General features: G+C 28.7%; 14 protein-coding genes. All 14 read right to left on the bottom strand.

Features of this window, described 5'->3' with window-relative positions; translation table 11 throughout:
- Positions 1 to 31: 31 nt before the first annotated feature.
- The gene (locus Q3223_RS13075; protein ID WP_219674261.1) at positions 32 to 1,444 is read right to left on the bottom strand and encodes a potassium/proton antiporter; all 1,413 of its coding nucleotides are present in this window, start codon (positions 1,442 to 1,444) and stop codon (positions 32 to 34) included.
- A 484-nt stretch (positions 1,445 to 1,928) separates the two neighbouring features.
- Positions 1,929 to 2,837 (bottom strand): DUF2268 domain-containing protein, encoded by a 909-nt coding sequence (locus Q3223_RS13070; protein ID WP_054272049.1) that lies wholly within the window; start codon positions 2,835 to 2,837, stop codon positions 1,929 to 1,931.
- Positions 2,838 to 2,907: 70 nt separating this feature from the next.
- Positions 2,908 to 4,743 carry a glycerophosphodiester phosphodiesterase gene (locus tag Q3223_RS13065; protein WP_074179491.1) on the bottom strand — a complete coding sequence of 612 codons (1,836 nt, stop codon included), beginning with the start codon at positions 4,741 to 4,743 and terminating at the stop codon, positions 2,908 to 2,910.
- A 146-nt stretch (positions 4,744 to 4,889) separates the two neighbouring features.
- A complete protein-coding gene (locus Q3223_RS13060; protein ID WP_054272051.1) occupies positions 4,890 to 5,339 on the bottom strand; it encodes a GNAT family N-acetyltransferase in 450 nt (149 codons plus the stop codon).
- Between the two features lie 175 nt (positions 5,340 to 5,514).
- Positions 5,515 to 5,919 (bottom strand): YmaF family protein, encoded by a 405-nt coding sequence (locus Q3223_RS13055; RefSeq protein ID WP_021386546.1) that lies wholly within the window; start codon positions 5,917 to 5,919, stop codon positions 5,515 to 5,517.
- A 111-nt stretch (positions 5,920 to 6,030) separates the two neighbouring features.
- Positions 6,031 to 6,897: a pentapeptide repeat-containing protein gene (locus Q3223_RS13050; protein WP_074179489.1), complete on the bottom strand. Its 867-nt coding sequence runs from the start codon at positions 6,895 to 6,897 to the stop codon at positions 6,031 to 6,033.
- A gap of 280 nt (positions 6,898 to 7,177) precedes the next feature.
- Entirely contained in the window at positions 7,178 to 7,522 is a 345-nt protein-coding gene (locus Q3223_RS13045) for a zinc ribbon domain-containing protein YjdM (protein ID WP_054272094.1), read from the bottom strand.
- Positions 7,523 to 7,737: 215 nt separating this feature from the next.
- Positions 7,738 to 8,172, bottom strand: coding sequence for a helix-turn-helix domain-containing protein (locus tag Q3223_RS13040; protein ID WP_054272053.1), 435 nt, complete (start codon positions 8,170 to 8,172; stop codon positions 7,738 to 7,740).
- A gap of 183 nt (positions 8,173 to 8,355) precedes the next feature.
- A complete protein-coding gene (locus tag Q3223_RS13035; protein ID WP_219674266.1) occupies positions 8,356 to 8,988 on the bottom strand; it encodes a ketohydroxyglutarate aldolase in 633 nt (210 codons plus the stop codon).
- Between the two features lie 125 nt (positions 8,989 to 9,113).
- Positions 9,114 to 10,010: a 4-hydroxy-tetrahydrodipicolinate synthase gene (gene dapA / locus Q3223_RS13030; protein ID WP_219674282.1), complete on the bottom strand. Its 897-nt coding sequence runs from the start codon at positions 10,008 to 10,010 to the stop codon at positions 9,114 to 9,116.
- Between the two features lie 4 nt (positions 10,011 to 10,014).
- Positions 10,015 to 10,614, bottom strand: a complete 600-nt coding sequence (locus Q3223_RS13025; protein ID WP_054272055.1) for an SIS domain-containing protein — start codon at positions 10,612 to 10,614, stop codon at positions 10,015 to 10,017.
- A gap of 64 nt (positions 10,615 to 10,678) precedes the next feature.
- Entirely contained in the window at positions 10,679 to 11,950 is a 1,272-nt protein-coding gene (locus tag Q3223_RS13020) for a PTS ascorbate transporter subunit IIC (RefSeq protein WP_054272056.1), read from the bottom strand.
- Between the two features lie 26 nt (positions 11,951 to 11,976).
- Entirely contained in the window at positions 11,977 to 12,264 is a 288-nt protein-coding gene (locus Q3223_RS13015) for a PTS sugar transporter subunit IIB (protein WP_054272057.1), read from the bottom strand.
- A gap of 14 nt (positions 12,265 to 12,278) precedes the next feature.
- Positions 12,279 to 14,366, bottom strand: coding sequence for a BglG family transcription antiterminator (locus Q3223_RS13010; RefSeq protein ID WP_207713619.1), 2,088 nt, complete (start codon positions 14,364 to 14,366; stop codon positions 12,279 to 12,281).
- Positions 14,367 to 14,457 lie beyond the last annotated feature (91 nt).

Here is a 14,457-nt window from a genome sequence, read left to right as displayed (position 1 = left end):
TTAGGTTAAAGTCAATGCAAATAAATTATAATTATATTAATTCTTCAATTCTATCTCCACTTAGTACCAATGTATCCCCTGTTTTTATAACAGTTGAGCCTTTGGGCACTAAAACCTGTTCCTTTCGTTTTATCATAACTATTAATATATCTTCTGGTATATTAGAATCCATTATACTCTTATTTGCCCATTTACTACTATCATCAACATTTACCTCTATAAGTTTAGAGCTAATTTCTCCATCATAATCATTAAATGTTTTTAATACAGGTGTATTATCATCGACTAAATCTAGCTTTCTAGCTACTGTTGGTATCAATGTACCTTGCACCCCTACTGAAAGTAAAGCTATAAAAAATATTATATGGAATATGTCATTCTCTATAATTACTCCTTGAGTAACTGCATAAATTGCAAAAACTACTGAAGCTGCACCTCTAAGACCTACCCATGATATGAACAATTTTTCCTTATTTGAAAATTTAAATTTTGCTAGAACTATAAATGTCGCTAATGGCCTTGCAATAACTATCATGAATATAGATATGGCCATCGCTATACCAAATATATTTGGTAGCTTGGAAGGGAAAGATAACAATCCTAACATAAAGAATAACATTATTTGCATAATCCATGAGATTCCATCAAAGAAATGAACCAAACTTTTTTTATGAGGTATTTTACTATTTCCTATAATAATACCTGAAATATACACACTTAAATATCCATTTCCTCCAACATACTCACTAAGTGCATAAGAAAGTATTGCAATAGCTGTTATAAATATAGTATAGAATCCTTCTATCTCGAAGTTTGAATTTCTTAAAATATAAACAGACAACTTTGCTAGTATAAATCCTATAGCTAGCCCAAAAACTATTTGTTTTATTACCATTGGTATAATAAGTTCTACCCCAGAATTATTCATCAGTGTCAAAAGAATTAGTGTCAACATATACGCTATGGGGTCATTACTCCCACTTTCGACTTCCAATAATGAAGCAAGGGAACCTTTTAAATTTAGTTTTCGAGAACGCAACACAGCAAACACAGATGCAGCATCTGTTGAAGCTGCAATTGCTCCAATTAATAAGCCTTCAAGTAAATTAGTTCCTACTACCATATGACAAAATATTCCTGTAACTCCAGCTGTAATTATTACACCCAGCGATGACATTAGTATAGATGGTACTGCAACAGGTTTAGCCATATTCCAGTTTGTTCCAAATCCTCCAAAGAACATTATAAATATTAGTCCAATAGAACATAATTGTTTTGTTAATTCATAGTTGTCAAAATAAATTCCTACCATTCCATCAGACCCAAATAACATCCCTAATAGGATAAAAATTAGTAATATTGGTACTCCAAATTTATATAAGACCTTACTCGAGGTTATACAAATCAATAGCACTAATCCACTTATAATCATCAATTCTGTCATAGCATCAACTCCATTTCATATAAATTTTGCAGATTAAATTATATCTACAATTTTGTTACTTGTTCAAATATAACATGACATAAGTTTATAAGTTATGGTGCATAAAAGTACAATTAAAATTCGATAATACACTAAAATATGAGTATTGCACTCAAGTTTATATATTTATTTTAATTATATTCATTTAACATTCAAAATTTGAATTATTTTTTATTAACATTTCATTTTTCAGTTGATTATTTAATACATTTCATACTCTTATAGTAGTTTTATAGATACTATGAAATATATAATATTTAGATAAGTAATAAGAAACTAACATACAATGTTAGGTACTTTAGATATGAAATCTTCAAAAACTTCATACATTGAAATATTTCTTTATATATATTATTTTATATTTGTTACAAATTATTGTCAATTTATTTTTTTCTCAAAAATAGAAAAATTGCATAATTTTTTTCAAATTATGCAACTATAATATTTATTTCCAAAACTCTTTCATCCCTTCTATTATCTCAGTATAAGGCAACAAAGTAGCTTCGACTATTGATTTATTTGTTTTCTCTAAATAATATTTAATCATATAATATCCACAAGCATATCCTGCACAGTAAGGTAAACCAACTGGAAAGTATCCTTGCATTTTGGCTATATCATCACCATATAGATAGGATGTGATGTTTTGAAATCCAGTCTCTTTTAAAGCATTTTTTATTATTGGTTTTATATATGTGTCTAATGTTTGGATATCCGTTTTACTAACCCAAGGCCCCACCATATCCTCACCAAACATCCATGTTGCAAAATTCTCTGCAAGACCCTCATTTATCATCATCTCTTCTAGTGTTATATTATTACTCCAGTCTATAAACTGGAATCTAATATTGTGATTACATTCATGTGCTAGTGCTACTTGTAATCTATCAATCGTGTATTCATTAGGAACCAGTGATATGAACATATATCCAGGTATCCCACCATCACCCCAACATCCATCACTTAAAATTGTATAAGGACTATTTGGATTAGCCAACAATATTGAATATTTATAGTCCTTAATATTTAAATCGTATCCTTCTCTTATAAATGAGTTCATAGAATTTTCTATAGTTTCTTTACAAGTGTTCCAAAGTTTATCATCAGATATTGCATTTATATTATTTATTTGATTTTCATTAATATTCTTAGGTGATAAAACCCCCATCATTTCACTTGCCATAATTACATCATATCCACCTTCTTGTTTGGCAACCATTGGAACATCTATACATTTCCATTTGAATTCAAAAGGCTTCATAAGTTCATATCTATATATATCTTCTTTTTTGTTTACTGGTGCATTCATTATCTTCTTATATACTTTATCTGAGCGAATTTCTATGATATTCATCTTTATCATCTCCTTCAAAATAGAGTATATAGAATTACGTAGCGTCAATGTCAATATATTTTTTTATAATCTAACCTTCTTCAATTATAGTCTCATCAGAATCATCACCAAACAAGTAATAAGCCACCCTATTGACAAATCCATTTTGTTGCCAATAAATTACATCATCCAATAAAAATGGATTATCAGTAATTATGCTATCTACATTTAAATTAATCATTTTTTTCATTAGTTTACTATTATTAATAGTCCACACAAAAACTTGCTTTCCGTTTTGGTGTATATTATCCACAACATTTTCAGTTATAAATGTAGATTCTATTCCATATATATCAACATAATCCCAGTTATAAAAATTTCCGTATGCAACTGCTGTCAAGTAACATGTTATTATATCTGGATTTAATTTTTTTATATTTTTTAATACATCTTTATCCATAGATGCTACAACACATTGATTCTCTAATCTATTTGATTTAATCAATTCCAAAACCCTTTTTTCTACATTGGTTTTTTCATGACCATTAAGTTTTATTTCTATTAGAAGTTTTATTTTTCCTTTCGAATATTTCATCGCATCATCAAGAGTTGGTATTTTTTCACCTGCAAAGTTTGAACTAAAGTGACTACCAGCATCATAGTTCTTAACTTCATCATAATTTACTTCCCAAACATTTTTATTTATACCAGTTACTCTCTCAAAGTTAGAATCATGAAATAAAATCAGTTCTCCATCCTTAGTTTCTTGCACATCAATTTCAGCATACTCAGCTTGAGTTACAAAAGTTTCTTTAAACGCAGCCAGTGTATTTTCTGGAGCAATTAATGAAGAAACTCTATGAGCAGTTGCTGTTGTATTATAAAAAAATGAAGAGTTAAATAAAATATCATTATTTAAAGAGTATGCTATAGATTCACTATGTAGGATAAATAAAATTATGGATACTTTTAGAGTTATTTTTAATAGCTGAGTTACTGATTTTTTTTGTTTATCAGATTTCTTTTTATAAATTCTAATATCATTATATTCATAATAAAATGCAGAAATAAATCCTGTACTAATTATAAATATAGCTATTGATGAAATAAATGTAGCATAGTCATTGAACAATATACACCTATTAATAAATATATCTTTCAAAAAAGTTGCCTCAGTATAATTTTTTGTCCATATTCCTATCAATATAACAATACTATGGTATATTATATATCCTATAATACTGACTATTATGGATATCCCTAATGAATAAAGAATTAGTCTTATTGATTTTCCTTTTGTAAGGCTAATACTTTTATCCCTCGCTTCTTTAAAACTATCTGTGTTTAAAGTTATTTCATGTATACTAAAAATCCATCTAATAACTGATATATATAATATTAATATTAAAAACATATAAATTATATTTAGAACTATATTAGAATTTATATACTCTAATATATACTCTGGGAGCTTTATCTTTCCAATAAATCCTGAAGTTAAGGCTATGTTTGTAAGTGGAACTATTAATAGCACAAATATAAATAACAATAGATTTTTAGGATACAATATTTTTATAGATTTTTTTAAAGACATTTCAACAAGTTTATATAACGTAATTTTTTCAGAAATTCTTGATTTCTCAAAACATATAATTACTGAAGTAAATTCAAAAAACATGTAAAATGTTAATATCACAACTGAAAGTATAGCTAGTAATATTGATATAGGATTGGTTAATATTTCTCCTATATTATCAGTACTTAAATAGACTATATTTGCACTTTTCATAGAACTACTCAATACAAATTTAATTGATGGTAATATAATTATCAGAGCCAGCCCTTTGTGAAGTAGTTCAAATGTAATTAATGTACTCCAGTTATATTTTATTAATTTTACAAAAGTATCTAAAATCTTCTTATTCATGGTGTCCCCTTAGTCTTTTTATTGTATTTTATCCTGTAAATCTTATAAATATATATTATTTTTTTAAAATTAATAATTTTATGTAAGCTGATAATAGAAAAATTATATTTCCTATATGTTTTATTCTTCATTTAAACATATATATATTAAATTAATTTCATATGTAATATTGGAAATGGATTACCCTGCCCATCTATTTCAGACCTATCAAATTCCTTAAATCCTAAATGAGTATAAAATCCTACTGCTTTTTTATTTTGCTCATTTACATCAACATATTTTATATTATATTTATCTATAGCATATGTCATTAGCTTTTTTCCAATACCATATCCTCTATATTCATCTTTTATAAATAGCATCTCGATTTTGTCTTTTTCTATTCCCATGAAGGCTTTTATCATATCATTATCTTTCACAACAACTATATTTTCTACTTCTCTAAGTCCTATTTTAACTAATGGTATTAGAGATTCAATATCTTTCTCCTTTAAAAAATCATGTGTTGCTCTTACTGACGATTCCCAGACTTGCAATATTTCCTTATATTCACTTGAATTTATTTTCTTCATTTCAAAAATCATTTCAGAGTTCATAAATACTTCCTTTCTATTCTATATAATTTTTAATTTTGTCTAGTTTATTTATATAAATTTAGAAAGAGCTATGAATATTAATATCATAGCCCTAATTAAATTTAAATATTACCCATTACATTTTTATCATTTATATACTAAAACCTAACAAGTTTACTACAATAATTTCCATTAGTTATACTAAAGGGGCTTCTATTTGAGTAGTAAAAAGAAATTTATGACAGTGACCATCATTAACAGTAGTATTTCCACATACTAAATGAACGTGTTTATTAGTTCCTGGTATCTTAATAGCTGGACCTGTTGTAACACATATTTTATGAAAATGGTCAAGGAAGTCTACATTATCATTTATTTTATGAACATGATTTGTTCCACCATTTATTGGTATAACTTCACCAGTAACTCCTGCTGCACGATGATTATGTCTATCATCACACTCTTCTGCTAACTTAACACTCTGTGAATATTCATGAACATGTGTCATTTCTTCATAATCATTATAACACTTATTACATTCATTATATTTATAATCATCATATACATAATCTCTTTCACATTTATAATTTTGATAACTCATTTTTATATCTCTCCTATTATATATTAAGAAATTCTTCTAAAGAATCTCTAATATATAGTATGAAGTAGAGTCAAAAAAGTTCATATTTTGTAAAATCATGTATTAATTTAATTATTTGTTCCAGTGTTTAGGATGTACTAGTGAAGCTGGTAATTTTGTATTAGAATCGCCTTTTGCAGTATTAACTTGCAATTGTGTTAAAAACACACTATTTTTAAGATTAGCTCCTCTAATATCGCAATCTCTTAAGTCTGCTCCTATTAAATTTGCTCCACTTAAATCTGTATATTTTAAGTTTGCTGCTATCATTAATCTTCCTTTTAAATCTGCTCCAATTAAATTTGTTTTTCTAAGGTCTGCTCCTATTAAGTCTATACTTTTACTCAATTTTTTCTTGCTTTTAAGATTAGATGTTTTAAGAAAAGATTTGACTTTTTCCATTACAGACTCACCAGCTTGAGATAATAATGAATTGACCTTTACTCTATGTGATGTTATATCTAAATCAATTAGCTGTTCTGGAGTCATAATGGTTATCTTTTCAGTTTCTTCAATTATTGAATCAATTTTTGTTTTTATTTTATCTGATATGTCTAATACAGATGCTTCTTTAAGATACCATAGCATTTCATGTAATTGTCGCATGATTAAAAACACTTCAGACATTTGATTTGCTAATTCTGATGATTGCATCCAGTCTCTACCTTTATATGTTATTTGCGCTACTTTCTGACCTGAACCAAAACAATCATATGCAGTACAACCTCTAAAACCTCGCTTTATAAGATTATTATGTACAGAACATTTAAAATCTGATTGCAAATTAATACATGGCTTTCCTGATTCCTTATCAGTGGGAAATCCATCTGAGGCAGAAAAATAGAGAGCTAAACAACAAAGTCCAAAACACTTCTCACAATCAATTTTTAACTCATCAAATAATTTATTATTATATATATTTTTATGTATATTTATCATATCACTTCTCCTTCTCAGTATAGTTTTTTAATAAGCTAATATTGTAAATAAATTACACTTAAGCCTCTTATGTAACATTTCTTATTCTTAATTATAATTTAATGTGTCAGTTATTCCAATAGTATACATAGGTTTCTTATTTGTCTAAATAAACTTGTTAAAATTACATATTAATAAAACCACAAGAAAATATAAGGATAAATAAACTTTAATTCCTCAATAAATTCTTATGGTTTATAATGTACTATAAAATTATATAATAAAGTGATTTTTTATGATTTTACGCTTTTTTAACTACAGAAGACTTCAGCTTCATAGCTCCAAATCCATCTATTTTACATTCTATATCATGCCCATCTGATGGGTCGTGTACTAAACGTATATTTTTTACTTTTGTTCCAATCTTTATAGATGATGAACTCCCTTTTACTTTAAGGTCTCTGATTACTGTAACAGAATCTCCATCATTTAATACATTTCCATTTATATCTTTAATAATGTTTGAACCTTCTTCTTCTCCTAATTTTAAAGCCCATTCATGAGAGCATTCTGGACACACTAAAAGAGTTCCATCTTCATAAGTATATTCTGAATTACATTTCGGGCAATTTGGTAAATTTTCCATATTCATATGTCCTCCACTTGTTATTTTTAATTTTTTCCTATATAAAATTTCTTTTGAGCCTATATGATATCATATTATACTTATATTTACAAACAACTCTTTTGCTTATGATTTAAATTCTTAATCTTACTATTATTTTTAATTTGATTACTGATTATAATTGGATACATACTTATGTATATCTTGCACTCACCATAATACACTTTATTCTAAATTTAGTTTGTCGTATCCCTTTTATTTATATATCTCAATAAATAACCAACTCCCATACCTATAAAACTACCCGCTATCCCCCACATAAAATTATCTGTAATAAATCCTATTGATATTCCTATTATAAAACCACCTATCATGAAATTATCTGACAGTTCATCTTCTAACTCATCTTCATCATAATTTGTACTATTTGTAGGTAATTTACTTGATTTAATAACATCTTCAATTTTATCTTTATTTTCATCAAATAACAAATCATCTAAAGCTATATTAAATATATTTCTTAACAAAATTAAATTCTCTATATCTGGATATGTTTTATTAGATTCCCATTTTGATATAGCTTGCCTAGATACATTTAGCATTTCAGAAAGTTGTTCTTGTGATAAATTTCTTTCTTTTCTTAGTCTCTTTAAATTTTCTCCAAAGTTCAATATTATCACCTCATCTCAACTTAATTATATTTATATATTGGCTAATTCACAATCCTCCTATAGTTGCACTTTGTTAACTAATAGTTGCATTACTGATTTTATTTATAATTTGGATTAAAATATAAAAAATACTAAATAAGCTGTATCATAATAATTATAAACTACTATGATACAGCCACAACATTAAACTTCTCTTATATTTTTAATTATTTCACGAATCTTTTTAGCGTTTTTAGCAATATCCCCAATATTACCTTTAGTTAATAGACTACCAAAACCGCATACATCAACACCATTTTCCAACCATACATGTAAATTATCCAGATTAATTCCACCACTCGCTAAAACTGGCATATCAGGTATTGGTGTCTTAAATACCTTTACTAGCTTAGGTCCATAAAAATCTGATATTGGAAAGGCCTTGATAAAAGCTGCTCCTAAACTCAGAGCCTCTACTGCCTCAGTCAATGATGTACATCCTGGAGCATAAGGAATCTGATACCTATTACAAGTTTTTGCTACATCTTCATTATAATTTGGTGCAATGATAAATTGAGCTCCATGTAAGATAGCATGACGAGCTGTTTCACTATCCAAAACGGTTCCTGCCCCAACACAAAGAGATTCACCATATTTTTTATTAAGCCCTTGAATTATTTCTCCAGCATTATTTAAAGTATAGCTCATTTCTATATTTGTTATTCCACCTTTTATACACCCTTCAGCAATTTCACATGCACGATTAAGTGTTTCTTCTCTTACAATCGCAAGAGCCCCACATTCTGCCATTCTTTTGATTATATTCATCTTTTTCATATCATCACCTCTATATTCATCAAAACATTTTACTTCTCCATTAAGCCTCCATTAAGTTAAATTGCTTTTAATAAAGCATATATTATTCACATACAAATCTGATTCTTCTCGTTATATTGTCTATTCTAACTATGTTTATTAAGCATTTCTCTATAATTTTCGACCACTTGCTTAATTTCTTCAAGAGATTCTCCAGTTGGTTCAGTTACAGGAAGTCGTGCAGTTCCAACATTAATTCCATTCAAGACAACAGTTTTTTTTATAACAGATGGAATTGTTCCAAGCTTTAGAATACGGCGAAGTTCTTCAATACTATTTTGAGCTTCTTGAGCTTTTTCTAAATCCCCATTCATAAAGTTTTCATAAATAGCAATATCAATCTCTGTGAGGAAATTTGCTGTTGCAGCAACAGCACCTTTCCCACCAGCCTTCAAACTATCAAGAATAAGTGAATCTGAACCTGAAAATATACTAAAATCCTCACCCTCAGTTGCTTCAATATAAGCTTTCATGTTGTCAAGTCTACCACTACTATCCTTAATGCCAACAATATTCTTTATCTTTGATAATTCACGCACTGAGTCAGGTTCAATATTAATCCCTGTCTTACCTGGCATATTATACATCATAATAGGCAAATTAACTGAATCAGCAATAGACTTATAATGTAAAATTAATTCCTGTTGTGTTGGTGTCACAAAATATGGAGTGATAATTGATAATGCACTTGCACCTATTTCTTCCATTCTTTTGGACAAAGTTATAACTTCACGGGTTGAGTTACCACCTGTCCCAACAAAAACAGGTACACGATTATTAGTATGATTGATAACAATTTTTGCAAATTCAACCTTTTCATCATCTGTTAGTACATGACATTCACCATTAGTTCCCAAAATAAATAATCCATAAACTCCCTTATCTATTAGATAGTCAATTAACTCACATGTTGCTTGTGGATTTATATTTTGGTTTTCATCAAAAGGTGTTATCATTGCGCATATAATACCTTTATATTTCATAAAATTACATTTCCTCTCTAATAGACTTTCCAAGGCTTCCTCCTGGATGCCACTTCAAATACTGTTGTACATCAAGTCCTTTAGCATATTGTAATGCAACACTTAATGACTGTAATACTATAGTTTCCGCAAGAATTGAAGCACGAGGAGCCTTATTAAGACAATCACCTTCATGTTTAACACCTGCAAATAAAAATATATCAGAAACATCCTTTAAGAATGAATTAGTATTACCACTTACACCAATTATCTTTGCTCCATTTACTTTTAGTGTCTCAATAGTTGCTTTTAATTCTTGAGTCTCTCCACTATTTGATATTGCAATAACAACGTCCCCAGCTACTACTTGACCACTTGAACCATGTACTGCTTCTGTACCATGTAATATATATGCTGGTGTTCCAGTAGATGAAAGTAATGAAGAAATATACCCTGATACATGTCCTGGTTTACCAATACCAGTCACATGTACACGTCCATGATTCTTTTCAACTTCAAAAATTAAATCACATGCTTTATTTATAGATATTTCATCTATTGATGAAATAAACTCTGATACTTCAGTAGATAGAGTGTCTAGAAATGCAGATAGTGTATTTTTCATAATAGACTTGCCCTCCTTTAAATTATATCAACCATACCTATGACTTTTATATCATTGATTTAGACTAGATAGGCTTTATAAATTGTAAAATATTATGTAATATTGAACCAACTACGTTATAATCAATGTTTGGGAAAGTTGCGCCCTCTATACCAAGAGTCCCATAAACTGGATATAATATCACTGGTAAAAATGCAAGTAATAATCCTACAACAAATGACCCTGCAATAGCTCCTCTCCATCCTCCTGAGGTATTACCAAATATTGCAGCTGTACCACCTGAAAAAAAACATATATGAGCAGCTGGAATAATTACTACAGGGAATATACTAGGAAATGATGCCATAATAGCAATTGCTAATAGACCAGCAGCATATGCTGAAATAAATCCAATAATAACTGCATTTGGTGCATATGGGAAGACTGTTGGAACATCCAGTGCAGGACGTGAACCTGGGATATATTTTTCTGAAATAATTACAAATGCGGCAGTTATTTCAGCTAAGAACATACGAACACCTGACATCAGTATTGACATCCCAGCCACAAATGTAAATGCTTCTATAAGTGGAAATACTAACCAATGTGTTGAACCAGCAATTTCTTGAGTAAAGGCCTTCCCAGCTTTTAAGGTTGCAATATAAAATAAGATTAGCATAACTATAGATAGACCCATTAAAAAGTCTCTAAATATTGATAACCACTTAGGAAATTCTATAGTTTCTGTTGTATCATCTTTATGTTTTGAAAATAAACGTCCAATATATCCTGATAAACCATAACCAATCATATTGAAGTGACCAATGGCTTGTTCATCCCCACCTGTTAACTCACGCATAAATGGCTGACAGAATTGAGGTAGTGCAGCAGACATAAATCCTAAAATAACTCCACCTATTAAAATAGTGATTGTATTATCGAATCCATGTGCTTTCATAATTAAAACTAATACACAAGAAAAAAATAAACTATGACCTGTTGTAAAGAAAATATTCTTGAACCTTGTAATACGTGCAAATACTAAATTTAGTATGAATCCAAGAATTAATGTACATGAAACTGCAAAACCGTATGTACTTTGTGCAAGTGCTGTAGCTGCTTCTGGTGAAGCTATAACACCAGTAATTCCAAACCCCTGCTGGAACAATTTATTGAAATTCTGAAGTGCGCCAGTCATAGCAGATGCACCAATACCAAATATTAGAAAACCAATAAGTGTTTTTGAAGACCCAGTAAATACTTCCACTGCTGATTTCTTTTGAAGAATCAGTCCTATACATGCAACTACACCAAGCAAAACAGCAGGTGTACTCAACAAACTAATAATAAACTCCATAAACATTCCTCCCTATTTTCTTAAATTTATTCCTCTTTTGAAGCAAGAAATTTTTCTAGCGCTGTCTTGATTTCGTTGCGGTCAACAATATTACGAATTCCAATTATATCAAATCTTAAATTCTTCTTTTCTAATTCTTCAGCAACATCAATTAATGTTTCTACAGCATCTCCATTGAATCCATTTAATGAATCTAATGAACCATGTTCTACTTCGATTGGAAAGTTATTTTCTTTAATGATTTGTTGAGTCTTTATTTTTAACATTAAACTTGAGCCAACTCCTGCTCTACATGCGATTAAAATTTTATACATAATTAAATCCTCCTTTATAATTCGTGTTTTTTTATAAAATCAATAATTTCTTTGCCTTCTTTAGCAGTATCTAACGCTCTAAAGAATTCATCTTGCTCCAATAATTCAACCAGTTCAGACATAGCACGTAAATGACTATTATTATCTACTGCACTTAAACAAAATACATATTTTACTGGGTCATTTTCATCATTTCCAAACTCAATAGGGCTATCTAAAGTAGCAATACCTATCGCAATTTCTTTTGACCCAGCTTCTGGTCTAGCATGAGGAAGTGCTACATGTTTTGTAATTACTATGTATGGCCCAGATACCTTTGCTGAGTCAATCATTGCATCTACATATCCCTCAGTTACTTTATTGTTTTCTACTAAGGCAGAAGCTGATTGTCTAATAGCATCCTCCCAGTTCTTAGCTTTTACCTTTAATTTTATTAGTGTTTCACTAGTAATCTCACTTAGCATAGGCCCCTCTCCTTCCTTGGATGTAAAATTCTCTATTTGTGCAAAATAAGCTAATAACTCACTTGAAAGCATACTTTCAGAAGTTACTTTTGCATATTTTTTTATTATATTCATAACCTCATCTATTTTAGGTTGTCTTAAGAAAATATCTCCCAATTGAATATACACTTCACGTGTAATCTTATACTTTTCTTTTGTGGTCATAACAGGACTTACTTTAATCACTGGCACATCTGTCTTTAAACCTTCTGTGTTATAATTAGTAGTAAATACAATGTCTACAGGTTCACTGATATTTTCTAATCCAACCGATTCTGACATTGGTATAAAATGTAAGTCAGGAAATAAGTTTGTAAGTTCTGCATGTAAAATAGCTGAACTCCCAACACCATTTGAACAAACTATTAATGCTATTCTTTTTCTAAAATCATCAAACTCTTTTTTATTTGAGAAAAGAGTTGCAAAGTGCATTGTTAAGTACGCTAACTCCTCTTCTTGAATTTCTTCTCCAAATAAGCCACAGAATTCTTTCATTGCATTACTTACAATTCTATAGACTAATTTATATTCTTCTTTTACCTTTTCACAAATTGGATTATAAATAGGTAATTTAAATAAAAGTCTGTAATAGGCTGGTCTAAAATGAGAATATAATTGTTTAAATATCTTTTCTTGACTTATATAATAAACCCCACTTAAATACCCAAATCTTGTCATCATTTTATTTACAATTTCTGAAATTACAACCTTATCTTCTGTGTCTTCTTCATAATTTCCTACTGATATACCTAAAATCCAAGCACTAATATACATTATATTATGAGGTCTTATATTTTCTTCACTTTCATATACTTCTAACAATTCCTTAGCAAATTTATATTCCTTCATTGAACTCATAACTGCGATACTAGGGATATCTATATTTTCTTGAGTAACTATTCTAGTTGAACACATTCTTGCCTTTAGAAAGATAAATATATAAATAAATTCTATTAATCTATCCTCAACAAAATTAATTTCATATCTTTTTATAAGCTTTAATATAATCTTTTTGGCTTCTTCAAATTTATCTAGATTATATTCTTCTATAAAAATATCAAATACTCTTGAACTTTTCTCATTAGACAAAGTTTCTATAATATTCTTAATAAGTACTCTCCTAATTTCCATCTCATTTCCAACTAAATAATAGCCACTTATACGATTATTCTTGATTTCAATACCCTTTTTTTCAAGATTTGGTATTAAATCTTTAAAATCAAGATTTACAGTAGACCTGCTCACTTTTATAGAGTTTGTAAAATGGTTAATTGAGATATCTTCCATATTAATAAAAAGCATTAGGTACATATATAAAAGTCTTTCTTCTTTACTAAAGTAATAAGTATTCTTAGAATAATTTTTTTCTAGAATTTCTTTAATTGCTTTTTTGGTTTCTTTTCTAACGATAATATCTTTATCAGCTCTTAAACATATAAGTGGTACTTTTTTTACTTTAAGCATGTCATTGATTTTATTTATTCTATAAGTAATTTGTCTTTTTGAAGAATTAGATTCCTCTTGTAATCCATTAGTTGTAATCAATGTGCTATTTAATAAAATCTGGAGAATCGATACAATTTCTTTGTCCACTACCATTAATCCCTACTTTCTTATTAAGATTAGTCTTCATATTATCATTGGATTCTTTCATCACCTCCACAATATTTATTTTATTGGAGAATTTTAT

Source organism: Clostridioides sp. GD02367 (genome assembly GCF_045900275.1).
In the GTDB taxonomy this organism is placed as follows: Bacteria; Bacillota; Clostridia; order Peptostreptococcales; family Peptostreptococcaceae; genus Clostridioides; species Clostridioides difficile_A.
The sequence above is the reverse complement of the archived record's forward strand: the minus strand, read 5'-3'. Positions and strand labels throughout refer to the sequence as shown.

Coding starts and splice junctions, on each gene's coding strand:
- Q3223_RS13015 (WP_054272057.1), bottom strand. CDS start 12,264: ATGTATAAAATTTTAATCGCATGTAGAGCAGGAGTTGGCTCAAGTTTA.
- Q3223_RS13050 (WP_074179489.1), bottom strand. CDS start 6,897: ATGATAAATATACATAAAAATATATATAATAATAAATTATTTGATGAG.
- dapA (WP_219674282.1), bottom strand. CDS start 10,010: ATGAAATATAAAGGTATTATATGCGCAATGATAACACCTTTTGATGAA.
- Q3223_RS13055 (WP_021386546.1), bottom strand. CDS start 5,919: ATGAGTTATCAAAATTATAAATGTGAAAGAGATTATGTATATGATGAT.
- Q3223_RS13010 (WP_207713619.1), bottom strand. CDS start 14,366: ATGGTAGTGGACAAAGAAATTGTATCGATTCTCCAGATTTTATTAAAT.
- Q3223_RS13025 (WP_054272055.1), bottom strand. CDS start 10,614: ATGAAAAATACACTATCTGCATTTCTAGACACTCTATCTACTGAAGTA.
- Q3223_RS13035 (WP_219674266.1), bottom strand. CDS start 8,988: ATGAAAAAGATGAATATAATCAAAAGAATGGCAGAATGTGGGGCTCTT.
- Q3223_RS13070 (WP_054272049.1), bottom strand. CDS start 2,837: ATGAATATCATAGAAATTCGCTCAGATAAAGTATATAAGAAGATAATG.
- Q3223_RS13020 (WP_054272056.1), bottom strand. CDS start 11,950: ATGGAGTTTATTATTAGTTTGTTGAGTACACCTGCTGTTTTGCTTGGT.
- Q3223_RS13045 (WP_054272094.1), bottom strand. CDS start 7,522: ATGGAAAATTTACCAAATTGCCCGAAATGTAATTCAGAATATACTTAT.
- Q3223_RS13065 (WP_074179491.1), bottom strand. CDS start 4,743: ATGAATAAGAAGATTTTAGATACTTTTGTAAAATTAATAAAATATAAC.
- Q3223_RS13075 (WP_219674261.1), bottom strand. CDS start 1,444: ATGACAGAATTGATGATTATAAGTGGATTAGTGCTATTGATTTGTATA.
- Q3223_RS13060 (WP_054272051.1), bottom strand. CDS start 5,339: ATGAACTCTGAAATGATTTTTGAAATGAAGAAAATAAATTCAAGTGAA.